At 61.8% G+C, this 24,451-nt stretch carries 24 protein-coding genes and 1 tRNA gene; 9 read left to right on the plus strand and 16 right to left on the minus strand.

Annotated elements, in window-relative coordinates; genetic code table 11:
* Positions 1-111: 111 nt before the first annotated feature.
* Positions 112-546 carry a metallopeptidase family protein gene (locus BLU35_RS11350; protein ID WP_057254954.1) on the minus strand — a complete coding sequence of 145 codons (435 nt, stop codon included), beginning with the start codon at positions 544-546 and terminating at the stop codon, positions 112-114.
* A gap of 170 nt (positions 547-716) precedes the next feature.
* On the opposite strand from BLU35_RS11350, the gene BLU35_RS35600 reads away from it, so the two are divergent.
* The 5 genes from BLU35_RS35600 (at position 717) to bfr (ending at position 7,635) form a co-directional block, all read left to right on the plus strand.
* On the plus strand, positions 717-1,670 hold the full coding sequence (locus tag BLU35_RS35600; RefSeq protein WP_058325726.1) for an ImuA family protein: 954 nt from the start codon (positions 717-719) through the stop codon (positions 1,668-1,670).
* Positions 1,585-3,138: a Y-family DNA polymerase gene (locus BLU35_RS11360; RefSeq protein WP_286161503.1), complete on the plus strand. Its 1,554-nt coding sequence runs from the start codon at positions 1,585-1,587 to the stop codon at positions 3,136-3,138. The genes BLU35_RS35600 and BLU35_RS11360 overlap by 86 nt, the downstream gene beginning before the upstream one ends.
* On the plus strand, positions 3,135-6,494 hold the full coding sequence (locus BLU35_RS11365) for an error-prone DNA polymerase (RefSeq protein WP_093233093.1): 3,360 nt from the start codon (positions 3,135-3,137) through the stop codon (positions 6,492-6,494). Before BLU35_RS11360 ends, BLU35_RS11365 begins: the two co-directional genes overlap by 4 nt.
* A gap of 372 nt (positions 6,495-6,866) precedes the next feature.
* Positions 6,867-7,178 carry a (2Fe-2S)-binding protein gene (locus BLU35_RS11370; protein WP_065374130.1) on the plus strand — a complete coding sequence of 104 codons (312 nt, stop codon included), beginning with the start codon at positions 6,867-6,869 and terminating at the stop codon, positions 7,176-7,178.
* Positions 7,144-7,635, plus strand: coding sequence for a bacterioferritin (gene bfr, locus BLU35_RS11375; RefSeq protein ID WP_034802698.1), 492 nt, complete (start codon positions 7,144-7,146; stop codon positions 7,633-7,635). The genes BLU35_RS11370 and bfr overlap by 35 nt, the downstream gene beginning before the upstream one ends.
* 87 nt (positions 7,636-7,722) lie before the next feature.
* On the opposite strand, the gene BLU35_RS11380 is transcribed toward bfr, so the two are convergent.
* From BLU35_RS11380 to obgE, 10 genes are all read right to left on the minus strand, one after another.
* Positions 7,723-8,250, minus strand: coding sequence for an RNA pyrophosphohydrolase (locus BLU35_RS11380; RefSeq protein WP_093233094.1), 528 nt, complete (start codon positions 8,248-8,250; stop codon positions 7,723-7,725).
* 52 nt (positions 8,251-8,302) lie between these two features.
* Complete coding sequence (locus BLU35_RS11385; RefSeq protein ID WP_093233095.1) at positions 8,303-9,511, minus strand: divergent polysaccharide deacetylase family protein; 1,209 nt, start codon at positions 9,509-9,511, stop codon at positions 8,303-8,305.
* Positions 9,512-9,863: 352 nt separating this feature from the next.
* Entirely contained in the window at positions 9,864-11,186 is a 1,323-nt protein-coding gene (locus tag BLU35_RS11390) for a S41 family peptidase (protein WP_057254961.1), read from the minus strand.
* Entirely contained in the window at positions 11,176-12,573 is a 1,398-nt protein-coding gene (locus BLU35_RS11395; RefSeq protein WP_093233173.1) for a murein hydrolase activator EnvC family protein, read from the minus strand. Before BLU35_RS11395 ends, BLU35_RS11390 begins: the two co-directional genes overlap by 11 nt.
* 164 nt (positions 12,574-12,737) lie before the next feature.
* The gene (gene rlmH, locus BLU35_RS11400; RefSeq protein WP_057254962.1) at positions 12,738-13,220 is read right to left on the minus strand and encodes a 23S rRNA (pseudouridine(1915)-N(3))-methyltransferase RlmH; all 483 of its coding nucleotides are present in this window, start codon (positions 13,218-13,220) and stop codon (positions 12,738-12,740) included.
* Between the two features lie 260 nt (positions 13,221-13,480).
* Positions 13,481-13,912, minus strand: a complete 432-nt coding sequence (gene rsfS / locus BLU35_RS11405; protein ID WP_057254963.1) for a ribosome silencing factor — start codon at positions 13,910-13,912, stop codon at positions 13,481-13,483.
* Positions 13,913-14,014: 102 nt separating this feature from the next.
* The gene (locus BLU35_RS11410) at positions 14,015-14,623 is read right to left on the minus strand and encodes a nicotinate-nucleotide adenylyltransferase (protein ID WP_093233175.1); all 609 of its coding nucleotides are present in this window, start codon (positions 14,621-14,623) and stop codon (positions 14,015-14,017) included.
* Between the two features lie 16 nt (positions 14,624-14,639).
* Positions 14,640-15,923, minus strand: coding sequence for a glutamate-5-semialdehyde dehydrogenase (locus BLU35_RS11415; RefSeq protein ID WP_058321708.1), 1,284 nt, complete (start codon positions 15,921-15,923; stop codon positions 14,640-14,642).
* Complete coding sequence (gene proB / locus BLU35_RS11420) at positions 15,916-17,085, minus strand: glutamate 5-kinase (RefSeq protein WP_093233096.1); 1,170 nt, start codon at positions 17,083-17,085, stop codon at positions 15,916-15,918. Before proB ends, BLU35_RS11415 begins: the two co-directional genes overlap by 8 nt.
* 1 nt (position 17,086) lies before the next feature.
* Entirely contained in the window at positions 17,087-18,109 is a 1,023-nt protein-coding gene (gene obgE, locus BLU35_RS11425) for a GTPase ObgE (protein ID WP_057254966.1), read from the minus strand.
* Between the two features lie 85 nt (positions 18,110-18,194).
* On the opposite strand from obgE, the gene BLU35_RS11430 reads away from it, so the two are divergent.
* Positions 18,195-19,055, plus strand: coding sequence for an endonuclease/exonuclease/phosphatase family protein (locus BLU35_RS11430; RefSeq protein ID WP_093233097.1), 861 nt, complete (start codon positions 18,195-18,197; stop codon positions 19,053-19,055).
* A gap of 39 nt (positions 19,056-19,094) precedes the next feature.
* Here the strand turns inward: BLU35_RS11430 and BLU35_RS11435 are convergent, their stop codons facing one another.
* The 4 genes from BLU35_RS11435 to rplU all read right to left on the minus strand — a co-directional run bounded on the left by BLU35_RS11435 (position 19,095) and on the right by rplU (position 21,112).
* Positions 19,095-19,679 (minus strand): GNAT family N-acetyltransferase, encoded by a 585-nt coding sequence (locus BLU35_RS11435; RefSeq protein WP_093233098.1) that lies wholly within the window; start codon positions 19,677-19,679, stop codon positions 19,095-19,097.
* Entirely contained in the window at positions 19,676-20,308 is a 633-nt protein-coding gene (locus BLU35_RS11440; RefSeq protein ID WP_034802649.1) for a GNAT family N-acetyltransferase, read from the minus strand. The genes BLU35_RS11435 and BLU35_RS11440 overlap by 4 nt, the downstream gene beginning before the upstream one ends.
* Positions 20,309-20,434: 126 nt before the next feature.
* A complete protein-coding gene (gene rpmA, locus BLU35_RS11445) occupies positions 20,435-20,704 on the minus strand; it encodes a 50S ribosomal protein L27 (protein WP_037470908.1) in 270 nt (89 codons plus the stop codon).
* A gap of 33 nt (positions 20,705-20,737) precedes the next feature.
* Positions 20,738-21,112: a 50S ribosomal protein L21 gene (gene rplU, locus BLU35_RS11450; protein WP_057254969.1), complete on the minus strand. Its 375-nt coding sequence runs from the start codon at positions 21,110-21,112 to the stop codon at positions 20,738-20,740.
* 294 nt (positions 21,113-21,406) lie between these two features.
* Between rplU and BLU35_RS11455 the strand changes: the two genes are divergently transcribed.
* Together BLU35_RS11455 and BLU35_RS11460 are read left to right on the plus strand one after the other, a co-directional pair.
* Positions 21,407-21,496: transfer RNA gene (locus tag BLU35_RS11455), tRNA-Ser, on the plus strand.
* Positions 21,497-21,862: 366 nt separating this feature from the next.
* Complete coding sequence (locus tag BLU35_RS11460; protein WP_176907213.1) at positions 21,863-22,600, plus strand: HNH endonuclease; 738 nt, start codon at positions 21,863-21,865, stop codon at positions 22,598-22,600.
* 150 nt (positions 22,601-22,750) lie between these two features.
* Here BLU35_RS11460 and BLU35_RS11465 read toward each other — a convergent pair whose 3' ends face one another.
* Positions 22,751-23,323 carry a recombinase family protein gene (locus tag BLU35_RS11465; RefSeq protein WP_093233100.1) on the minus strand — a complete coding sequence of 191 codons (573 nt, stop codon included), beginning with the start codon at positions 23,321-23,323 and terminating at the stop codon, positions 22,751-22,753.
* A 657-nt stretch (positions 23,324-23,980) separates the two neighbouring features.
* On the opposite strand from BLU35_RS11465, the gene BLU35_RS11470 reads away from it, so the two are divergent.
* Positions 23,981-24,448 carry a hypothetical protein gene (locus BLU35_RS11470; protein ID WP_093233101.1) on the plus strand — a complete coding sequence of 156 codons (468 nt, stop codon included), beginning with the start codon at positions 23,981-23,983 and terminating at the stop codon, positions 24,446-24,448.
* Positions 24,449-24,451: the final 3 nt, after the last annotated feature.

Raw genomic sequence — 24,451 nt, forward strand, 5'->3', positions numbered from 1 at the left:
GGTATCGGTTAACCCGTGCTCCGATTGGGATGCGAACGGTACCGCGAGTCTCCTTCGCCCCGCTTGCGGGGAGAAGGTGCCGGCAGGCGGATGAGGGGCAGATAAAACGGGTTAGCCGCCGACGTGCTCGACGCTGGCTTCGATCCGCTCCATGTCGTCGTCGGAAAGGCCGAAGTGATGGCCGATCTCATGGATCAGGACATGGGTGATGATGTCACCCAGCGTCTCCTCGTTCTCAGCCCAATAGTCGATGATCGGGCGGCGATAGAGGGTGATGCGGTTTGGAAACTGGCCGGTTTCCATGGTGAAGCGCTCGCTGATGCCACGGCCCTCGAAAAGGCCGAGCAGGTCGAAAGGCGTTTCCAGTGCCATGTCCTCGAAAATGTCGTCGCTCGGGAAGTCGGCAACTTCGATGATGAGGTCGGTCGTCAGCTGGCGGAATTCCTGCGGCAGGTGGCCGTAGGCTTCCAGTGCGAGCTGTTCAAAAGTGGTAAGCGTCGGTGCGTGGCGTTCCCGCCAATCATCGGTCTGGTCAATGCGGGCCATAGGCACTCCTTGTTGCCCTCCATATAGCGATTTTGCCAGTGTTTTTCGAGTGTTGAATTCCGCGGGCATGGGGACAGGAATAAATTCTTAGAATTGGCTGTTGACTCATTTAGGAAGCTCTGGAATCTAATAGAACATAACATGAACATTTATGATGGGAGTTGACCGTCATGGCCGACAAAGCCGTGGAGCGGGAGACGGTACTTTCGCTCCGAGAGACCATAGCCAGGATCGAAAACCGTCGGCTTCCGGGCGTCGTGCGCGCCGCCAAGGCGGCCGATCCCGGCGGCTTCCGTCAGCGCGAGGAAGATGAGCCTGGCCGTCGGGCGCTTGCGCTCGGGGTTGCGGATCTGGACACGCTTCTCGAAGGCGGCCTACCGCTCGAAGGCATGACGGAAATCCGCAATGCCGAGACGCGCGATGCCGGCGCTGCCGCCGGTTTTGCCGCGGCACTCAGCGTGCTCTGCCAGCAGGCGCGCCTGGAAAAAGGCGAGCCGGCAGCTCCGGTTCTCTGGATCAGCCAGTCGATGGCTTCCAACGAGGCGGGCCTGCCCTATGGATTGGGTCTCAAGGCCTATGGGCTCGATGTCCGCGGCCTCGTCTTCAGCCTGCCGCGCACGGTGAAGGACGCGCTCTGGATCGCCGAGGCGGCGCTTTCCGTCCCGAGTTTCTGTGCCGTCATCCTGGAAATTCGCGGCAATCCCGCAGCTCTTGCGCTCAGCGAGAGCCGGCGCCTGCATGTTCGCTCACGCGCGGGCCATGTTCCCCTTCTGCTCCTGCGCCAGTCCGGGCACGAGGAGGCGAGCAGCGCCTTCTTCCGCTTCCTCGTCGAGCCGGCGCCGGCGCGCGAGCGTCCCCTACCGGATGGATCGATGCTTCGCGGCAGCATCGGCCATCCCGTCTTTCATATCATCGCCGAGAAGAGCAGGGCTCCTGCGCCGCTCGGCTTCCTGCTGGAGTGGAATCCCCATGACCGCCGCCTTTACCCCGTCGAGCCCCTACCAGCCGCTGCTGCGGCAGATCCAGAACCAGCGCATTCTGTCGCTCGCCTTTCCGCATCTTCCGGCCGATCGGGTCGCCCGCAAACGCTGGGGGAACTCGTGGCTTTCCCGCGGGCGTCCTGAGCATCCGCCTGTCGTCTTCGCTGACAAGGTGAAGAGCGCGATGCGCCTCGTCGCGCTCGACGGTTACGCCGAAAAGTGCGGGTTTCACATCGGTCAGGGTGTTGCCGAAGCCCGGGCCATGTGTCCCGAGATCGACGTGCTGCCGGCCGATCCCGCTGCCGATCGGGCCCTGCTCGAAGGCCTTGCGGATTGGTGTTGCCGCTATACACCGCTCGTCGCGCTCGATGGCGACAGCGGCCTCTTTCTCGACATCACCGGCTGCGCCCATCTTCTCGGCGGGGAAAAGGCGCTGTTCGACGATCTGCTCGCCCGTCTCTTTCATCTGGGGGTCGAAGCCCGCGCGGCGATCTCCTCTTCCGCCGGGCTCTCCTGGGCGGTGGCGCGGTTCGGCTCCGACGGCATTCTTGCCCCGGACGAGGCGGCGCGGGTGCTGGCGCCGCTGCCGATGGCGGCTCTTCGGCTGCCGCGGGAGACGATCGAAACGCTTGGCCGGGTCGGGCTCAAGCAGGTCGGCGACATCGTCGAGGCGCCGCGCGCGCCGCTTGCCCGCCGGTTCGGCGCGACCCTGCTTCTGCGCCTCGATCAGGCGCTCGGGCGGGAGGATGAGCCACTGTCGCCGCGGTTGCCCGTCGCCGCCCTCTCAGTGGAGCGCCGTCTCGGCGAACCGGTCCAGGGCGAAGACGATATTCTCGGCTTGACGGAAGAGCTGGCGATGCGGCTGAAGCCGGAACTGGAAAAGCGTGGGCAGGGCGGGCGTCTGTTCGAGCTTCTGCTTTTCCGCGTCGATGGCGCGGTCTTCCGCATCGCCGCCGGCACGTCCTCGCCGCTCAACGAGCCGCGGCGCGTCGCCGGTCTCTTCCGTGAACGGCTGCAGGCGGTGCACGAGGATCTCGATGCCGGCTTCGGCTTCGAAATCCTCAGGCTCTCGGTGCCGAAGAGCGAAAAATACGAGGCGATGCAGGAGGATTTCTCCGGCACGCCGGATCGCGAGCGCCCGCTTGCGGCCTTTGCCGACCGAGTGATGGCAAGGTTCGGGGCGGAGAGCCTGCTGGTGCCGGCTCTGTCGGAAAGCCACGTGCCGGAGCGGGCGGCAAGCTTCCGCCCACTCACGGATCTCGCGCTCATGGGCAAGGCCGAGGCGCCTGCGCAAAACATTCCCGCGATCCTGCTTGCCGCGGCGGCTCGGCCGCAGCGGCTCTTTCCAAGCCCCGAGCCGGTGGAGGCGGTGGCCGAGGTGCCGGAGGGGCCGCCGAGAAGCTTCCGCTGGCGGCGCACGCTGCACCGCATTGCGCGGGCCGAGGGGCCGGAGCGGATCGCCGGCGAGTGGTGGCTCGACGGCGAGCCGGCGATGGAGCGCGATTATTTTCGGGTGGAAGACGAACGCGGCCGGCGGTTCTGGCTGTTTCGCGAGGGGCATTATGGTGCGAGCGCCCCGCCACGCTGGTTCATGCATGGGGTCTTCGCATGAGCGACATGATCCCCTATTTTGAGATCGGCGCCTGGTCGAATTTCTCCTTCCTTGAAGGTGCCTCCCATCCGGGTGAAATGGTCGTTGCGGCAAGCCGCCTTAACATTGGCGGCCTTGGCATTGCCGACCGCAATACGGTTGCCGGTGTGGTGCGCGCGCATGCGCAGGCCAAGGTGGAGAAATACGCCTTCCAGCCCGGCGCGCGGCTCTCCTTTGCGGAAGATCTGCCCGACGTGCTCGCCTATCCCTCAAGTCGCCGCGGCTGGGGCAATCTCTGCCGGATGCTGAGTGCCGGAAACCTGCGCGCCAAGAAGGGCACCTGCACGCTCTATGAAGCCGATCTCGTCGAGTGGGGCGAGGACCTGTTGCTCGTCGTGCTGCCGGATCCTGTCATCGGCGCGCCGGAAGCAACCTTGCTTGCCGACTTTCTCAAGCGCCTGAAGCCGCATTTTGTCGACCGGCTCTATCTGGCGCTGGTGCCGCGCTATGACGGCTTCGACCAGCTTGCCTTCGCCGGACTTGCGACCATTGCCCGCCATGCCGCGATCAAGCTCGTCGCCACCAACAGTCCGCTGTTTCATGTCGCCGCGCGACGGCCGCTCGCCGATGTCGTCACCGCCATCCGCGAGCATGTGACGATCGCGACCGCAGGCTACCGGTTGCATGCCAATGCCGAGCGGCATCTGAAGACGCCCGCCGAAATGGCGCGCATCTTCCGCGATTATCCGGAAGCGATCGCCAATACCGGGCAGTTTTTTGGGAGGCTGAAGTTCTCGCTGTCGGAACTCGAATATCAATACCCGGACGAAAGCATTGCGGGCGAGACGCCGACACAAACCCTGCGGCGTCTGACGATGGCAGGCGCGCACGAGCGCTATCCCGACGGCATTTCGCAGAAGGTTTCCAAGCAGATCGAGTACGAGCTCGAGCTGATCGCCAGCAAGCGTTACGAGCCCTATTTCCTGACGGTGCGTAATATCATGCAGTTTGCGCGCAAGGCCGAAATCCTCTGCCAGGGCCGCGGCTCGGCGGCGAATTCCACCGTCTGTTACTGTCTGAGGATCACCGAAGTCGATCCGCTTTCGACCACCCTGCTCTTCGACCGCTTCCTTTCTACCGAGCGCGACGAGCCGCCGGATATCGACGTCGATTTCGAGCATGAGAAGCGAGAAGAGGTCATCCAGCATATCTATGAGACCTACGGCAAAGAACATGCGGGGCTGACGGCGGCCGTCATCAGCTACCGGGCGCGCTCGGCCGGCCGCGAGACCGCCAAGGCTTTCGGCTTTTCCGAGGACGTGCAATCGGCACTCGCCGGCTCGGTCTGGGGCTGGTTGGTGGCCGATCTTTCCGAGCGCGAGGCTCAGGCTGCGGGTCTAGACACAAAGGATCCGACGACTGTCCGGGTGCTCGATTATGCCACGGAGCTGATGAGCTTCCCGCGTCACCTCTCCCAGCATGTCGGCGGCTTCGTCATTACCCGCGACCGGCTCGACGAGGTCGTGCCGATCATGAACACGGCAATGCCCGACCGCTACATGATCGAGTGGGATAAGGACGATCTCGACACGCTGAAGATCCTGAAGATCGACGTGCTGGCGCTCGGCATGCTCACCTGCATCGCCCGGGCCTTCGAGCTGCTCGACCGGCATTACGGCGAGAAGAAAACCCTGCATCAGCTCTTCAAGGATGACCAGAAGGACGTTTACGACATGATCTGCCGCGCCGATACGATCGGCGTCTTCCAGATCGAAAGCCGGGCGCAGATGAGCATGCTGCCGCGGCTGAAGCCGCGCATCTTCTATGATCTCGTCATCGAGGTGGCGATCGTCCGGCCCGGGCCGATCCAGGGCAACATGGTGCATCCCTATCTGAAACGGCGGGAGCAGCGAGATCTCAGGATACCCATCGAATATCCGAGCCCCGAACTAAAGGTGGTCCTGGAGCGAACGCTCGGCGTACCGCTCTTCCAGGAGCAGGCGATGCAGATCGCCATTACTGCCGCCGGTTTCTCGCCCAGCGAGGCTGACCGGCTACGGCGTGCCATGGCAACCTTCAAGCGCACCGGCACGATCCATACCTTCCACGAGAAGATGATCGAAGGCATGGTCAAGAATAACTATGACAGGGGCTTTGCCGAGCGTTGTTTCAAGCAGATCGAAGGTTTCGGCGAATATGGCTTTCCCGAAAGTCATGCCGCGTCCTTCGCGCTCTTGGTCTATGTCTCGTCCTGGCTGAAGACCTATTATCCGGATGTCTTCTGTGCCGCCCTTCTGAACTCGCAGCCGATGGGCTTTTACGCGCCCGGGCAACTGGTGCGCGACTCGCGCGAGCATGGGGTCCGGGTGCGTCCCGTCGACATCAACCATTCGGTCTGGGATGCCGATCTCGAAGAGGGTGGCCTCGATAAGGGTGCCATCGAGCCGCGTCATCGCGAAATGGAGGACGTGATCAAGACTGACAAGGCGATGCGCCTCGGCTTCAATTCGATCAAGGGGCTGAACCAAGAAGAGATCGAGAAGAAACTCGTCGCCAACCGGGGTACCGGTTACGGGACGGTCCGTGACCTCTGGCTGCGCTCGGGTCTCTCCCGTTCCGCGCTCGAAAGGCTCGCCGATGCGGACGCTTTCCGTTCGATCGGGCTCGATCGCCGCAAGGCGCTCTGGGCGGTGAAGGCGCTGGACGAAAAGAGTGCTGCCGAAAGGCTACCGCTCTTCGAAGGCGCGGCGAGGGCGGAATTGCGGCCGGAGCCAGCCATGATCCTGCCGGAGATGTTGCCGGGCGAGCAGGTGATCAACGATTATCGTTATCTCTCCTTCTCGCTCAAGGCGCATCCGGTCTCCTTCCTGCGAGAGGCGCTTTCCGAGAAGGGCATCGTCACCAGCCGCATGCTTGCGACCGCCCCGGTCGGGCGGCGGATAACGGTCGCCGGGTTGGTGCTCGTTCGCCAGCGTCCGGGCTCCGCCAAGGGGGTGATCTTCATGACGATCGAGGACGAAACCGGCGTTGCCAATGCGATCGTCTGGCCGAAGGTGTTTGCGACCTATCGGTCGGTGGTCATGGGCGCGCGGCTGGTCAAGATCCGCGGCCGGCTGCAGCGCGAAAGCAGCGTCATCCATGTGGTTGCCGAACACATCGAAGACATCACGCCGATGCTGGGACTGTTGCGCACAGAGACGCGGCGGTTCGGCGCAAGCGACCGTGCCGATGAAGCGCTGAGGCCGACCGGCGATGCGCGCGAGAGGAAGGTGCAGGGCGATCTGCGCCTGGCCACGGTGCGGCGTTCCGGTGGCAGCCCGGAACAGACGACGGCCGAGGTGGCGGACGTAATGCCGAAGGGGCGCAATTTCCATTGAAGGGAGGGTCCGACCCGCGCGGCTTCAACGGGCAGCCGGGTGGGGTTTTCGTGGAAAGAAGCAGATCATCTTACCGAGGTCCGGAACGGTCCGGATCATCATGTGTGGAGGCCACAGTCGGGCTCTTCATAGTAGGGTAGCGCCTGCGGTGTGTAAAAATGTCGCAGGAAACGCGCGGCATGATCGACCTCTGGTTTACAAGAATAGTCGTTCATGTTTCTCTAAAATTCTGAAAAGACGAAGTTTTTTGTCAAGTTTAGAGTCGTTCTAATCGACCTGCAACTTCCGCTCGCGGAGTTTTTAGTTGACACTAAATGTCCTGTTTTGCTTTATGCGCTGATACAGGGCGTTGCGTACGACAGGCGAGACGACATGCTGGTTTGCAGCTGCAATTTCATCACGGAAAAAGAGATCGAGGACACGATCGTCGGCCTCCTCGACGAGGACTGTTGGCAGCTGATCGTGCCGGCAAAAGTCTATCACGCGATGGAAAAGCGCGGCCGTTGCTGCGGTTGCTTCCCCAATGTCGTCGACATCATCATCCGCACCACCGAGCAATATCACGCGCACCGCGACTCGACGGACGCTGAGATATTTGATTTCATGACCCGCCTCAAACAATTCCATGAGGATAATCGGAGGGCGGATCTTGAAAGGCGACAAAAAAGTCATCGAGCAGCTTAACGAAGCGCTCTATCTCGAACTCGGTGCAGTCAACCAGTATTGGCTGCATTACCGCCTCCTCGAAGACTGGGGTTACACGCTTCTCGCCAAGAAGGAGCGCGCCGAATCCATCGAGGAGATGCAGCATGCCGACAAGCTCGTTGCGCGCATCATCTTCCTTGAAGGTCACCCCAACCTGCAGACGGTTGCGCCGCTGCGCATCGGCCAGAACGTCAAGGAAGTGCTGAAGGCCGACCTCGCCGGCGAATACGACGCCCGCACCGCCTACAAGAAATCGCGCGACATTTGTCATGCCGCCGGAGACTATGTCTCCATGAAGCTCTTCGAAGAACTGCTCGCCGACGAAGAGGGCCACATCGACTTCCTGGAAACCCAGCTCGAACTGCTCGACAAGATCGGCGAAGAGAAATACGGCCAGCTCAACGCTGCCCCGGCCAACGAGGCCGAAGCCGACTGAGTTCGGCGCAATATCTGAAAGAAAGGCCGGCGATCTCGCCGGCTTTTTTGTCAGTGAGGACCGCTGCGCACTTTTGCGCCACACGCCTTACGGCGCGAGATGCGCGAAGGCCGTGACAACCTCCTCGTAGACCTTGCGCTTGAACGGCACGATCAGTTCCGGCAATTCGCGCATCGGCTTCCACTCCCAGGCATCGAACTCCGGGTCATGCCCGCCCGGCGGCGGGTTGATGGCGATTTCGTTCTCCTCGCCCTCGAAGCGGAAGGCATACCAGCGTTGTGTCTGGCCGCGATACTTGCCCTTGAGACCGATGCCGATCAAGTGCTCGGGCAGATCGTAGTTGATCCAGCCCGGCGCTTCCGCGAGCAGCGACACCGTGCTCATGCCGGTTTCTTCGTACAGCTCGCGATAGGCGGCCTTCAGCGGATCCTCACCCTTGTCGATGCCACCCTGCGGCATCTGCCATTGCTGCGGCGAGCCATCATATTCGGAATTGCCAACGGCGATGCGATGTCCAGCCCAAACGAGACCCGCGCGGTTCAGCACCATGACCCCTACGCAAGGACGATAGGGAAGGTCCTCCGCTCTGAGTTGTTTGTCCTTGTCTTTGCTCATCGACTGCCTCTTCTTTCCAATCGTCAAATCATCCTGTCGGGATGGCTGTAAGCTAGTTCTGTTGCGGATCCTTGACGAGCGCGGAAACGCCGACGATCTCGATGCCGCGCCCCTGTGCCTCGCCGATCCAGGAGGCAATCGCGCCGACGCTTTCGTCGAAGGCGGAGGCGACGCCGATGGCGGTGCCATTGCGGCGCGCAATACGCTCGAGCTCGTCGAGCTTCTTCAGGATCGCGCTGCGGCTGAGCTCGGTGTCGAGTGTCAGGTCGGCAAAGCCATGCGGCACATCGAAGGCATCGGCGAGCTTGCCCGAGAGCGATTGCGCCGAGGTACCGTCGTCGAGGAACAACAGGCCGCGCTTACCGAGATCGCGCATGACCGGCTCCAGCGCATCGGCATCCGACAGGAAGCGGCCGCCGAGATAATTCATGATGCCGGTATAATTGGTGATCTCGGCGAGGTTCTGATGCAGCTCCGCAAGGTTCTTCTTGGCGCCGAGACCGATGCGCAAGGTGTTGGGACCGGGATCATTGGCCGGATAGTCGAACGGCTCCATCGGCACCTGCAGCAGGATCTCATGGCCGCTTCGGCGGGCCTCCTGCATCCAGCGCTGCAGGCTGTTTCCGGCGGTAGCAAAGCCCAGCGTCACTTCGCCCGGCAGGTCGCGGATCGCCTTCTGCGTTCCGGTCTGGCTGAGGCCGAGACCGCCGACGACCAGCGCGATGCGGGTGCCGCGCGCGCCGGACCAGGGCCGCGCATATTGATCCATCGGGCGCAGCCCGTCCGCACCGGTGATCGGCAGGCGCCCGGCGGGGCTCTCTTCCAGGAGATCGTCATTGGGCATGGCCGCCATGCGCGGATCCTGGCCGCGGATCGGACCGACATTGATGAGGGCAGGGCCCTTGCCGTCGCGGCCGCGCGGCGAAAACGTGGTAACGGTGGAACCGTCATCGGTGAGCGTATGTTCGACGTCGGCGCCGGAATAGGCGGTCCCCGGCTTCATCGCTCCGCCCGCGCCCGATTGGCCATTTTCTGCCTTCGCTGGTTTCTCGTCGGTGCCCTTGGCGCTCTCGTTCGCCGCTGTTTCGGTCTGACCGCGCTTCAGTCCATCAGGCGCAAGGGTGCCCCACAGCGACAGTCCGACAACCGTCGCAATACAGAGGCCGAGTAAAGAGAACCCGAGCATGCGTCGGGGATTGCGCTTCGCCGCTGGCTTCACCCGCCGGTTCTGGCCCAGGGGGGCATTGAGATCAGTTCCCAAACGGAGCCTCGGTCGATCTGTGCGATGTTGCCGCTTCTGCACGCCTGCCTATGATCATAGTCGATCAAAGGACAAAACACGCAGCAATTCAAAGTGCTGCAGCGACCTTTGCGCATCGAGCAGGACGCGCGGCGCTGCAGTGCGAGGCGGCGCTGAGACGCTTCGCCTGTTCTTCCCTTAGCGCGCCGGTGGCGTGAGAATCAGTGGCCGCGACAGCGCCTGTACCCCTATAATTTAGCGGTGTCGCGTTGACCAGTGCATCTGCCTTGGGCGGAGGATGCGCCTTACTGAAATGCAGAGCGCCGCGTGTTCTTTCGAACACGCGGCGCTCTCAATTGCATACCCTGCAGGCTTACTTCTTGAGCTGCGCCTGTTCCGGGTTGGCCGGGAAGGTCGGATCCGTCTTCTTGCCACGCAACAGGTCGAGTGCGTAGTTGAGCTGCAGGTCGTCCTTCGTTTCCGGCGGCACATAGGCGACCGAGCCCGAACCTTCGTCGGTCTCGCTCTGACCCTGGATGTGACCGCGCAGGTCGGATTCGCCCTGAGCCTCGACCTTGCCGAGCAGTTCCGGCGGCAGTGGCTGTTCGACCTTGATGTCGGGCGAGATGCCCGTGCCCTGGATCGATTTGCCCGACGGCGTGTAGTAGAGCGCCGTCGTCAGACGCAAGGCACCGGCTTCGCCGAGCGGGATGATCGTCTGGACCGAACCCTTGCCGAAGGAGCGCGTGCCGAGAACGGTTGCGCGTTTCAGATCCTGCAGGGCGCCGGCGACGATTTCCGAAGCGGAAGCCGAGCCGCCGTTGACGAGCACGATCACCGGCTTGCCATCGGTCAGGTCGCCCGGCGTCGCGTTGAAGCGGCGGGTTTCGTCCGGATTGCGGCCGCGGGTCGAAACGACCTCGCCACGCTCCAGGAAGGCGTCGGAGACGTTGATCGCCTGATCGAGCAGGCCACCCGGATTGAGGCGCAGGTCGAGCACATAGCCCTTGAGCTTGTCGGCCGGCACTTCCGCCTTGATCTTCTCGATGCCCTTTTTCAGGTCGTCATAGGTCTTCTCGGTGAAGGAGATGACGCGCAGATAGCCGACGTCGCCTTCGGTGCGGACCTTGACGGCGCGAACGGCGATGACGTCGCGAACGATCGTCAGTTCGATCGGCTTGTCCGCGCCCTTGCGCAGGATCGTCAGCTTGATCGGGGTGCCGACGGCGCCGCGCATCTTTTCAACGGCGTCTTCGAGCTTCAGGCCGCGAACGTCCGCACCGTCAATCTTCGAGATGAAGTCGCCGGCAAGCACGCCGGCACGCGCTGCGGGCGTGTCGTCGATCGGGCTCGTCACCTTGACGAGGTCGTCTTCCATCGTCACTTCGATGCCGAGACCGCCGAATTCGCCGCGGGTCTGGGTGCGCATGTCCTCGGCGTCGGCCGAGTTCATGTAGCTCGAATGCGGATCAAGCGAGGAGAGCATGCCATTGATGGCGTTCTCGATCAGCTTGTCGTCCTGCGGCGGCGTCACATATTGCGCGCGCACGCGTTCGAATACGTCGCCGAAAATTGCCAGTTCGCGATAGGTCGAGGTGTTGGCAGCGACGGCCGGAACGACAGCCGAATAAACCACGCCCATCGCGGTCGCGCCCATGAGCGCTCCGACCAGAACAAGTGAAGCCCTACGTATCATTTCGCGCCTTTCCAACCTCTGCTGCGGTCCACCACGGTCGGGAATCAACCGGTTTTCCGTCTTTTCGGAATTCAATGTAAAGCGTCGGCCGGTCCGTTTCCAGCGCCAAGGCCGCAGCACTTGCGACTCTTTTTGCGCCCATCGTCGCCAGCGGTTCACCCGCCACGACGAATTGTCCGGTCTGCACGCTCACCGTCTCCATGCCCGACAGCACCACATGGTAGCCGTCACCAGGATTGAGAATGATCATCTGCCCATAACTGCGGAAATTGCCTGCATAGACGATCCAGCCATCTGACGGCGCAGTCACCAGCGCGCCGGGATTGGTTTCCAGCATGATCCCTTGCAGGGAGTGCCCCGTGCCATCGGCATCACCGAACTTTCGCAAAAGCGATCCCGCGGCCGGATAGGCAAGCTTATTCCTCAGCTCCGAAAACACGTATGCTGGCGCAATGCGGTTTTTGTCGGGCACGGCATTGCGGGCCAACTCGCGTGCTGCTTCGCGCTCGGCCTCGCTCATGCGCAGGCGCTCCTGCTCCTGAGCGCGGGCTGCTTCTGCGGCCTCGCGGACAGAGGCGATCTGGTTTTCGAGCGAGCCGATCAGGCCCTGGAGATTGGTGGCCTGGCCGGCAAGTTCCTGCGCCTTGCGCTGCTCGGCGGCGAGTTCGCTGGCGCTCGACTGGCGCAGCTTCTCCTTTTCGGCGACGAGCATGGACATGCGGCGCTCTTCTTCGACATTGGCCGTCATCGTCGCGGTCAGTTCTTCACGCTGCCGGTCGATGCCGGCGCGAATGTCGGCCAATGCCTTGAGGTCGGCCACCAGGTTTTCGGTTTCCTTGCGAAGACCGGGTACGACGGCGCCGAGCAGAATGGCGCTTCGCACCGAGGACAGCGCATCCTCCGGCGTCACCAGGATCGCTGGCGGCGGGTTGCGTCCCATCCGCTGCAGCGCGGCGAGAACTTCGGCAAGTACCCCGCGGCGCGAATGCAGGGACTTTCGGACGGCGTCCTCCTTGGTTCGCAGATCGCTCAGTTTCTTTTCGCCGTCGACGATCTGTTGCTCAAGGCCCTGGCGTTTTTTGGCGGAATCGATGATCGCAGCGCGCAGCGTCTCGTTGGTCTTGTCGATCTCGGCGATGGTCTCGGTCAGCGCGTTGGCGCGTTCCTGCGACAGCGTGATGGTCTTCGACAGCGCGTCGAGTTCGCTGCGCGTGCTGTTGCGGCGAAGGGTGAGGTCGGCGGCAGGATCGGGTGGCCCCTGTTCCTGGCCGGCCATCGAGGCGCCGGGCGGCGTGACCTCCTGGGCGCCGGCCGGCAGGCCGATCGCCAGCGCGAGCGCAAAGGCCGCCGCTTTACGGGCAAGCCGTCCTGCGTCGTCTCTTCCCATGCTGAAAGCGCTGGTCCTGCCTCGGCGCGTCATCGGTTTGCGTGCGTCCATCCGAAAAATATGAAGAAAAAACCTAATCTGATTTGTCGCGCACGACCAAGCATATTCTCGTTATCGGTGCGTGTTGCCGGGTGAAGGATCCCGCGGAAAACGGCCCACGTTGCCTAGACCCGATGATAGGGGTGGCCGGAGAGAATGGTGACGGCGCGGTAAAGCTGCTCGGCGATCAGAATACGCACGAGCTGGTGCGGCCAGGTCATCTTTCCAAGGTTGAGCACCGCATCGGCGCGGGCGTGAAGGCTCGGGTCGAGGCCGTCGGCGCCGCCGATCGCAATCATCAGGTCGCGCTTGCCGCTGTCGCGGAACGTACCGAGGAGCGATGCAAAGCCTTCGGAATCGAGCGCCTTGCCACGTTCGTCGAGAAGCACGAGCAGGCTGCCTTCGGCAAGCGCCTTCTCAAGCTGGGAGGCTTCTTCCCGCTTGCGCGTGTCGGCATTCGACGCACGGCTTTCGTTGACTTCGACGACGCGGGAAAGTTCCAGACCGATCGCCGGACCGGCCTTGGAAAAGCGATCGAGATAACGGGCCGCGAGATCCTTTTCCGGCCCCGCCTTGAGGCGGCCGACTGCGAAAAGTCCGATACGCATGACCTTATCCGTCCTCGCTTGCGCTGCAACGCACACTGCATAGTTCCTGAAATCGGATCGATTCAAGGAGAATCTTATGCCGCGTCCATGGAGCCTTGCAGCGTCGTTCGCGCCTGGTCCGGATAACGAGCTCAAAAGGTTACGATCAGTCGCAACAAACTTACGGCTGACAACGCCGCGAGCGGCGCCAGCCCTTCAAATTCATGCATGACCGCATCTCGGCTCGTCCGGCACTCAGCTGCGCGGCGACCCGGTCGGTCTCAATGCAAGGTGCCGTCCTCGATCTCAGGAGCCGCCCACATCCTCTCGATGTTGTAGAACTCCCGGATCTCCGGCCGGAAGATGTGAACGATCACATCGCCGGTGTCGATCAGCACCCAGTCACCGCCTTCCAGACCTTCGACACGGGCATTGCCAAAGCCCCCGTCTTTCAGGTCGGTCGTCAGGTGATCGGCAATGGCCATCACATGCCTCGTCGATCGCCCGGAGACAACGACCATGAAGTCTCCCAGCGCCGATTTTCCGGCAATGTTGATGCTGACGATATCTTCTGCCTTCGAGTCCTCTAGGCTTTCGAGGACCAGTTGAAGCGCACGGACAGCGGCTTCGTCGCTAGATCCCGTGCTGCGCGGGAACGCGGAGACCGCATATCCCTTGGCGTGTGCTGTTGTCAGGGTCTTTCCTTTCCACATGAACAGAACAGGCACTATCGATTCGAACAAAGATCGAACCGTTAGTGAATGTAGGCATCAAACCGTAGCGGTTTCAAGACAGGAGAAGTGAATCATGGGAATTCACGTAGGCTTCACCGCCCGAAGCGCGGTCGAGCTCATCGATGAGCGAGGCCCATGGATGAAGGTCCAGGCGGGGGCTGCGTGATAGGCCAGACGGCGGGCGTCGTCCTCGTCGATGCGGGCATAGTCGAAGGTCCTGGCCATGCGCGAGGAGAGATAGGCGAGCGTCGAGCCCGGCCGATCGATGACGGCGATCGGGAAGGTGCGGGCGATCTTCTGCCAGTTCTGCCAGCGGTGAAAGCTCTTCAGGTTGTCGGCGCCCATGATCCAGACGAAGTGGATATCGCGGTTGCGGGCGCGCACCGTCTCCAGCGTGCGAGCGGTGTAGCTTTGGCCGAGCGCCTGTTCGAAGGCGGTCACCTTGATGCGCGGGTTGGGTGCGATCTTCTCGCTCATGGCGATGCGGTCTGCGAGCGGCGCCAGGTTGTTGTGGTCTTTCAGCGGATTGCCGGGCGTCACCATCCACCAGAGCTGGTCGAGCCCCAACCGCTGGATCGCCGTGTCGGCGACCAGCACATGGCCCTCGTGCGGCGGATTGAAGGATCCGCCGAAGAGGCCGACCACCATGCCGCTCTCGACATGGGGCATGCACAGGTAGCGGGCGTTCACCTTGCCCGCGGTCACTTCAGGGCCTGACCTGTCCAGCACCACGCACCCGATACTTGAAGGAGGTCAGTTGCTCGACACCGACTGGTCCGCGCGCGTGCATCTTGCCCGTCGCGATGCCGATCTCGCCGCCCATGCCGAACTCACCGCCATCGGCAAACTGGGTCGAGGCGTTGTGCAGGAGGATCGCGGAATCGATCTCCGCAAAGAAACGCTCGACCACCGCAGCATCCTCGGCGATGACGGCCTCCGTATGGGCCGACGACCAGGTGGCGATGTGCTCGATGGCGCCCGAGATGCCGTCCACTAGCTTCACCGAGATGATGGCGTCGAGGTATTCCGTTGCCCAGTCTTCGTCGGTCGCGGCCTTCAGTCCGTCGACTGAGCCTGCGAGCTCATCCGACACACGCACTTCGCAGCCGGTCGCAAGTAGAGCGCTCAACAGTGGCTTGACCAGCCGCTCGGCGTCGTTGCGGTCGATCAGCAGCGTTTCGGCCGCGCCACAGATGCCGGTACGCCGCATCTTGGCGTTGACGACGATCTTTTCCGCCATGGCAAGGTCGGCCGAAGCGTCGACATAGATGTGGCAGAGACCTTCGAGATGAGCAAAGACCGGCACGCGCGCTTCATTCTGGACGCGGGCAACCAGGCTCTTGCCGCCACGCGGCACGATGACGTCGATCGTGCCTGCGAGACCCGAGAGCATGGCGCCGACCGCGGCGCGGTCGGCAACCGGCACTATCTGGATGGCATGCTCGGGCAGGCCGGCGGCCTTGAGGCCTTCGACGAGGCAGGCGTGGATGGCGCCTGAGGAATGGAAGCTGTCGGAGCCGCCTCGCAGGATCACGGCATTGCCGGCCTTCAAACACAGGGCGCCGGCATCGGCGGTTACGTTGGGCCGGCTTTCATAGATCACGCCGATGACGCCGAGCGGGGTGCGCACGCGCTCGATATGCAGGCCGTTCGGCCGGTCCCATTCGGCAATCACGTCGCCGACCGGGTCCTTGATCTCGGCGATGGCGCGGATGCCGTTCGCCATGTCGCGGATGCGGCCTTCGGTGAGCGTCAGGCGGTCGATGAAGGCGCTGGCGACGCCGGTCTCGCGGGCATTTTCCAGGTCGATGGCATTGGCCGCCAGAATCTCGCCCATCCGCGCGACGATCGCGTCGGCCATGGCGATCAAGGCGGCATGCTTGCGCTCGGCGCCGGCGACGGCAAGCGGTCGGCTGGCGGCCTTGGCCCTGCGGCCGATTTCCAGCATGACGCTCTCGACGTCGTCCTTGTTCTTCACCTCGTCAAGCATGGATCTCATCCTTCCGGCTGCCCTCTTCTTGGGCGCGTTTTCCGGTCATCACCATATCGTCGCGATGCACCATGGCGGCGCGGCCGGCATAGCCGAGGATCGCAGCGATCTTGGCCGACTTCTTGCCGGCGATCTGGCGCGCCTCGTCGGCGTCGTAGCCGGCGAGACCGCGGGCGATCTCGCGGCCCGATGTGCCGAGAATAGCGATGGTATCGCCGCGGCTGAAGCTGCCGGTGACGTCGCGAACGCCGGCCGGCAGCAGGCTCTTGCCAGAGCGCAGCGCCTCTTCGGCGCCGGCGTCGACGCTGAGCGTTCCGGCGGGCAGCAATTGCCCGGCAATCCAGGTCTTGCGCGCGGTCACCGGTGAACCCGAGGGGGCAAACCAGGAGGAGCGGGCGCCTTCTTCGATTGCTGCAAGCGGATGGTTGGGCTTGCCGGAGGCGATGATCATGGCGCAGCCGGCGGTCGTCGCGATCTTGCCGGCATCGATCTTGGTGCGCATGCCGCCGCGCGAAAGCTCGGACGCGGCACCACCGGCCATGGCCTCGATTTCCGGCGTGATCTCGGCAATCGTTTCGAGGAAGCGGGCATTCGGGTCGAGATGCGGCGGGGCGGTATAGAGCCCGTCGATATCGGAGAGCAGCACCAGGAGGTCGGCGCCGACCATGGTGGCGACGCGGGCGGCGAGGCGATCATTGTCGCCATAGCGGATTTCGGTCGTTGCGACCGTGTCGTTCTCGTTGATGATCGGCACGGCACCGAGCTTCAGCAGCTGGTTGATGGTGGCGCGGGCATTGAGATAACGGCGGCGCTCCTCGGTGTCGCCGAGCGTCAGCAGGACCTGGCCAGCGACGATCGCATCGGTCGAGAGGCTCTCCGACCAGGCGCGCGCCAGCGCGATCTGGCCGACGGCGGCGGCCGCCTGGCTTTCTTCCAGTTTGAGCGCGCCCGCCGGCACGTTGAGCACCGCGCGGCCAAGCGCGATCGCGCCCGATGAGACGACCAGCACTTCGACGCCGTTAGCCTTGAGATTGGCGACATCGGTGCACATCGCGTCGAGCCAGGCTTTTTTCAACCCGGTGGCGCGGTCGACCAGCAATGCCGACCCGATCTTGATGACGACCCGGCGATACTTCAAAAGCGGCTTGCGGGTCTTGGTCATCTTACAGGTTCTCCTCGCCGAAGCCTTCGCCGGCCTTGGCGGCGACGATGACGCTGCGCAGCGCCCTCAGCGCCTCGGTCATGCCCTTGCCGACTGCGGCGGAAAGCAGAAGGGGCTGTTCGCCACAGGCCTTTGCCAGCGCCTTGGCCTTCACCTTCAATTCGTCCTCGTCGAGCACGTCGATCTGCGACAGCGCGACGATCTGCGGCTTATCCTCGAGGCCGCCGCCATAGGCTTCGAGCTCGTACTTCACCGTCTTATAGGCCTTGGCGACATCTTCTTCCTGGGCGGAAACCAGATGCAGCAGAACGCGGGTGCGCTCGACATGGCCGAGGAAGCGGTCGCCGATGCCCACACCCTCATGCGCGCCTTCGATCAGACCCGGGATATCGGCGATGATGAACTCGTTGCCGTCGATGGTCGCGACGCCGAGATTGGGATGGAGCGTCGTGAACGGGTAGTTGGCGATCTTCGGACGCGCACGGGTGCAGGCGGCGAGGAAGGTCGACTTGCCGGCATTCGGCAGGCCGACCAGACCGGCGTCGGCGATCAGCTTCAGCCGCAGCCAGAGGGTCTTCTCATCGCCTTCGAGGCCTGGATTGGCCCAGTTCGGCGCCTGGTTGGTGGACGACTTGAAGCGGGCGTTGCCGAAGCCGCCATTGCCGCCGGCGGCCAGCCGGTAGCGCTGGCCTTCGGCCACCATGTCGACGATCAGCGTCTCGTTGTCTTCCTCGAAGATCTGGGTGCCGACCGGAACCTTCAGCGTCACGTCGTCGCCGCCGGCGCCGGTGCGGTTGCGACCCATGCCGTGCTGGCCGGTCTTGGCCTTGAAGTGCTGCTGGTAGCGGAAGTCGATCAGGGTGTTGAGACCGTTGACGGCCTCCACCCAGACATCGCCGCCGCGACCGCCATCGCCGCCGTCCGGTCCGCCGAACTCGATGAACTTTTCGCGCCGGAACGAGACGGCGCCTGCGCCGCCGTCGCCGGAGCGGATATAGACTTTCGTTTCGTCGAGAAATTTCATTGGGCTGCCATCTGTTCGGTGTAGGTGCGCGGTCTTAATTTGCCGCCATCGATATAGGCGGTTTATTCGGAGGTCAAAGAATATCGTGCGGTTCGTCAGCTACAACATCCAATACGGTATCGGTCTCGACGGCCGCTTCGACCCCGAACGCATCGCGGCCTCGGTCGGGGACGCCGACATCATTGCGTTGCAGGAAGTAACGCGCGGTTTTCATCGCAACGATCACGTCGATCTCGTCGCCCGCTTCGAAAAGTTGTTCCCGGGTCATTTCGCGGCCTTTCACGCGCCCTGCGATATCGACGTCGGCTCGACGATCGAAGATGGCCGCGCCGTCAGCCGCCGCTTCCAGTTCGGCAACATGATCCTGTCGCGCTGGCCGATCCTTGCGACGCGGCTGATCCCCCTGCCACGCACCCGCACGATCAGCCCGATGAACCTGCAGCGCGGTGCGACCGAAGCGTTGATCGCGACGCCCGGCGGTCCGCTCCGGGTCTATTCCGTGCATCTCGATCATGTGCTTCCCGCCGAGCGCATCGCCCAGATCCGCTACCTGAAGGACCGGTTGCTCGGCTATCCGCTCGAAGGTGGCGCGATCACCGGGGCGGTCGATTTCGGCCTTGCCGAGCCGCCGCATCCGGAGGACTTCGTCGTCATGGGCGATTTCAACATGGAGCCGGAGACGCGGGAATATTGTGCCATGGTGGGTGCGCGCGATGCCTACTATGGCCGTTCGCTGCGGCTTGAGAATCCGGTCGACGTGCTTGCCCATCTCGGTCGACTGACGCCGGAAAGCTATAGCTGGATTCATCCCGAAAACCCCGAAAAACGCATGCACCTCGACTATTGTTTCTTAAGCGCCGGCCTCGTTCCGCGGTTGACGGACGCCTGGACGGAATATGACGCCAAGGGCTCCGATCACCTGCCAGTCGGCTTCACGCTTTCATGAAAAATCCCCCGCAAAGGCGAGCTTCGCGGGGGATGTCGTTCAATGCGGTCGGTGCAGATCGGCAGCGGTCAGCCGGGTTTCGATATGCGCGACCATGGCGTTGCGGGCGAGCGCATAGACCTGGGTGCAGCCGGTGATCTGAAAGCCGATCTTTTCCTGCACCTTCAGCGAGCCCGGATTGTCGGCAAAGACGCCGGAATGCAGCATCGTTTCCGGCATGCGGCGGAAGAAGCGCTCGACCGCGGCATAGACCGCCTCGGAGGCAAAACCCTTGCCCCAGTAGAAGCGGTTCAGCCAGTAGCCGACATGCCATTGGCCATGGCGGAGCTCGATGCCGACGCAACCGATATGCACGTCGTCGCCAGTGGTGACGGCGAATGTCCAGTCGGGCGTCAGGCCTGAGGTCTGCGCCGTCAGCCAGTCGAGCGCGTCCTGCAGGTCGTAGGGCGCCGGAACGCGCGCAAGCATGCGCGCCACCTGGAAATCGCCGAGCGACTGGGCGATCGCCTCGGCGTCATTTCGCCGGTGCGGGCGCAGGACAAGACGCTTCGTCTCGATGACCGGGCAGGGCCCGGGACCGGGGCGGGCGACGACCCGCTGGCGTTCGGAAACGAGCGCGTTCATCGCATGCCTCCCCAGCTTCTCAAGGAGACCCAGGTCTTGCGGTCGAGCCGGTACCATTCGACAGCGATCGAGCCGCCGAGCGCCAGGCTGCCGACCATGCCGCTTCCCTGGAACTGGAAGCCGCACTTCTGGATGACCCGGCGGGATGCGAGGTTCATGACCCGGCAGCGCGCATCGATCTGGTCGATATCGCGGGTGCGGAAGGCCATGTCGGTCAGGACCTGGGCCGCCTCGGTGGCATAGCCCTGGTTCCAGTATGGTTCGCCCAGCCAATAGCCAAGTTCCGCCGTCTTGCCGTCGGGATGCGGCTCGATACCGCAGCAACCGAGAAATGCGCCATTGTCCGCCTTGGTAATCGCGTAGACGCACTTGCCAATCGTGCCGGCTTTCGCGCGTCGCACGAAGTCGGCGGCATCGGCCGTCGTATACGGGTGCGGCATGCGCGAGACCATGGTCGCGACATTGGCATTGTTGGCAAGATGGGCAAGGGCGTCGATATCGTCTTCATGGGGCGCGCGCAGAACGAGCCTGGGTGACAACAATATCGGGCAATCGGTCCTTGACCGTTGGGGCCGCAGCCTCTGCTCGGGAGACCGGGATTGGTCTTCCCTCAACAACTCGGTTTGCATGGTTTCCTCCAGAAACGAAAAAGGGGAGTTGGGTATTGCCCCATCTCCCCTTTGAAGTCTGGCTTGGAACCATCAGGTGCGTCAGCCGGGTCGATGAGACGCCGGCTGTTTTAGAGCGCTACCGGCTTATTCCGCTGCTTCGGCTTTCGGCATTACAGACACGTACACGCGGCCATTGGCCTTCGTACGGAAGTCCACGTTGCCGGCCGTAAGTGCAAAAATCGTGTGGTCCTTACCGAGGCCGACATTGGCGCCCGGATGCCACTTCGTGCCGCGCTGGCGCACGATGATGTTGCCTGCAACGACGTTTTCGCCGCCGAACTTCTTCACGCCAAGGCGCTTGGACTCAGAATCGCGACCGTTACGCGACGAACCGCCAGCTTTTTTGTGTGCCATTGGTGTTCTCCTTTAAACCTTAGATCCCTGAACTCAGTTTGCAGCGGCTTCAGCGGCGGCTTCGGTCTTCTTCGAAGCCTTCTTCGCCTTGCCACCGGCAGCAGCGATGTCCAGGATACGGACGGTCGTCTGGTGCTGGCGGTGACCGCGCGAGCGCTTGGAGTTCTGGCGGCGACGCTTCTTGAAGGCGATGACCTTCTTGGCGCGGCCCTGTTCCACAACTTCAGCGCTGACAACGGCGCCTTCGACAAACGGAGCACCGATGGTTGCATCGGCGCCAACGCCGACCATCAGGATCTCGGTGAATTCGATCTTGTCGCCTGCAACGCCTTCCAGCTTTTCGATGGTGAGGACGTCGTTGGCGGCCACGCGGTACTGCTTACCGCCGGTCTTGATGACTGCGAACATTTTTTATCCTTTCATGTTCGATCCGGCTCTCTGCCCGAGGACAAGGCCGTCTTTTTGTCAGTCGACAGTTGAGTGGAATGCCCAAAAGGATATCCACCGGTGAAAGGGCGCAAATCACACCCGATGCGGAATGGCCAGGCCACACCACTTCATTGCGCGGATTACAAGGAATCGCGCGTGTGTGTCAAGGCGAAAGCAACAGAGCCGTTACATATTCTTCAAACAGGCACTTGCCAGCACCCGAATCTGCCGCTATGAACCCGACCGCGCTAACCAAGCGCCGACCAGCAAAGCGGAGAGGTGGCTGAGTGGTCGAAAGCACCGCACTCGAAATGCGGCGTACGGGCAACCGTACCGTGGGTTCGAATCCCACCCTCTCCGCCAATTGCATTTGCAACCATTTGAAATTGTTTAGTTTTTTCGCGCTCTGGGCGAGTAACCCACGCTTCGCCCCACATTATGGTTCGTATTTCATCGTCGGAATAGAACGCGCACCGGATACACACGGGTATGTAATCGACACCGTAGTCGACGATAGGTGGACTCCCGAATTCGTTGTCTGAGCCCAACGCCGGCGAATTTGCCATCGTTCCACGGACGTGAGACGGCGGCGTTAAGTGAACAAATGAGCGGCAACTCGGCAGTACGTTGCGCGCGATGGTCTCAATCCTTTGGGGCGTGTTCACAGTCGAGAAGCAAGCGAGGCGAGAGATGCCTGAGAGCCGCAGATTATCATTGAGTCGGCAAGCTATGGTTGTGCTTGAGCACCTTGTCGCGAGCTTGTCGAACGTCCGTCCCGGTGATCCGTCCACCTACAAGACCTATGGCGAGATCCACTCGGCGTTGGGATTGCCGGGTACTGCTCAAGATTTAGAGTACCAAGGCCTAGCTGAGCTAGCGAATGCCATTTTTGAGGCGAACCTGCCGGCCATTACTGGTCTGGTCATCCGCAAGGATACCGGCATGCCCGGAGAAGGCTATTTCAAAGTCTACGGCCGACCGGCTATGGACTTCGACTGGTGGCAAAGCGAGGTAGCGCGATCGAAGTCCTTCGATTGGAGGCCCTATTTGCCCGCGCGCGAGCGGTCTGCGACCTCACCACCCCTGCCTAAGACACCGGTGGCTGCCGACGCCACAAAGACTACTCGCGTTGAGACAACAGTATACCGAATATTGCGTGACACGCTTGTCGCCCGGCGGGTGAAGCAATTGCACGGATACCGATGCCAAATATGCGGGGAAGGGATCGAACTCGCAGACGGAACGCGCTATGTCGAAGCGCACCATGTGCGGCCTTTGGGGGAGCCACACAACGGTCCTGACACCGAACAAAACGTCGTGTGTGTTTGCCCGAACCACCATGCCGAGTTGGACTATTTTGCGAGGCCCATCGAGTCGGCCGCTTTGAGAATCGCCCGAGGCCATTTCGTCGACCAGCTTTTCATCGACTATCACAACAGTTGGCACCGAAAGATAGCTCGCCGCTGAGTTGGATCGCCTAATTTACTCGGGTCGTGCGGCGTAGTGAGTTGTTATGCGTCCACAACCGAGCGATACAGGGTTAAGCCGGCAGGTTTCGGGGCAAAGGTCGGCAGATCGCAGCCAGTTGCGATCCCCGGCATACCTCACCAATTGCATTCAGCTCGCATGGTCAGTGGCGACTGCCGCAACCTTCGCTAATATGCGATAGACCTGCATACGCGAACAGCCCACCGCCTTGGCTATAGCGGATGGCCCCATGCCTTCGGTGTGAAGTCTTTGCATGAGTTGGTAATCGAGGCGCGGCCGACCTCCTTTATAAACCCCGGCTGCTCTCGCGCGAGCAATTCCCTCCCGTTGTCGCTCTTTAATAAACCGTCGTTCCATCTGAGCAACCATTCCCAGAACCGTAAGAATGACATGCCCTATCTCGCCGCGGGTCGAAACGTGCGGGTCAAGGATCGTAACGTAGGCGCCTCGTTCTTCGCACTCGTGAACAATATTGAGAACATCTCGCGTATCCCGCCCCAGTCGATCAAGCCGCGTCACGACCAGCTCGTCGCCCTCACGCATGAATTCGATGATAGTTGCAAGTTCAGTACGGCCGTCGCGACTTGCGCCTGAGACCTTTTCACTGCGGATGATTTGACAGCCCTCGGCCCTCAATCGCTGCTGTTGTATATCGAAATCCTGATCAACCGTGCTCACACGGGCATAGCCAATACGCGCCATTTGTCACCTCAGCTTTTAGGGTCGAGGCTACCTTGTCGCAAATAGTCGGGGTCAAGACTGATGTGACGCTAAGCGGCGTAACGCCCGATGCGACACATGTGGTGATACCTTGAGGCGACAGGGGCTTGCTCGCAGCGTTGTTTCAGCGCTCGCTTTACACCAAGACAATCTTGGGTAGCTGACAGCTGAAACTGTTATCCAAAACGCGCATTTTTCGCTTCATGCAACATTGACATGCAACATGGACGGCCTCTAGCATAGATTGCGGTAGCGGCCAACACGATGCCATGCGCCAATGGGTAAATCGAAACGTGGAGAGATAGCGGGTCAGGCAGCCGGAATAATAGCAGCTATTCGAACGGCTTTGGCACGGGCATCGATGGCGGCACCATCATGGATAAAATGAAGAATAACAACTACAGCATGCCCCCAGGACAGTCTTGGATGGCACTAGGATGGAAAGCCTTTAAGAGTAACTTCACTACCGGCTCCAATGATCGGACGCAGTCCAGGAGTGAGGCCGATTACCCTTTCCGAGGCGGTTTCTACAGCGGCACGAGGCAAGATAGAGAGTTTGACCACGGGCGCCATTAACCCCTGGAACGGGAGTCGTCTCAAGGCGACTCCCCCTTTTTTGCACATAGGGTTCGCCGGATAATGGCTGCGATTGCGTACTTCGTGATTTGGGCGCTTGTAGAAGAGATACTTAAACTGGCGGGCGTGAAAATCGCCGTTGCCATGCGGCGCTTGATTATTCCTTCTTTGGTTTGGTTTTTCCTTTTTGAGGCCATGCTGAAGGTCGGCGCTCTGACGCAAAACGTGACTGGAACAAGAGATGAAATAATCGGGGTTTATTTAGGAGCTTCGATCATCGGGATATCGACTAGCATAATTCATTTATACACTAGCATTTACTATTTGTACTCCAGAAATTCATTTTTCGCCATCCTTGTCTGCACGATACTGCATTCGGCATACAATATTTATGGAGATATATATATTGGAGATGAGACAAGATTTTTGCCATTGGTAACCTCGGCTTGGGTAGCCACAACCATAATAGCGATTATCCTGTTCCTGATGCTAAAAATCGAACGCCGGTTCGTGCCTGCTTTGGAGGCGTGAACT

Origin of the sequence: Sinorhizobium sp. NFACC03, assembly GCF_900103435.1 — a bacterium.
Classification (GTDB): domain Bacteria; phylum Pseudomonadota; class Alphaproteobacteria; order Rhizobiales; family Rhizobiaceae; genus Ensifer.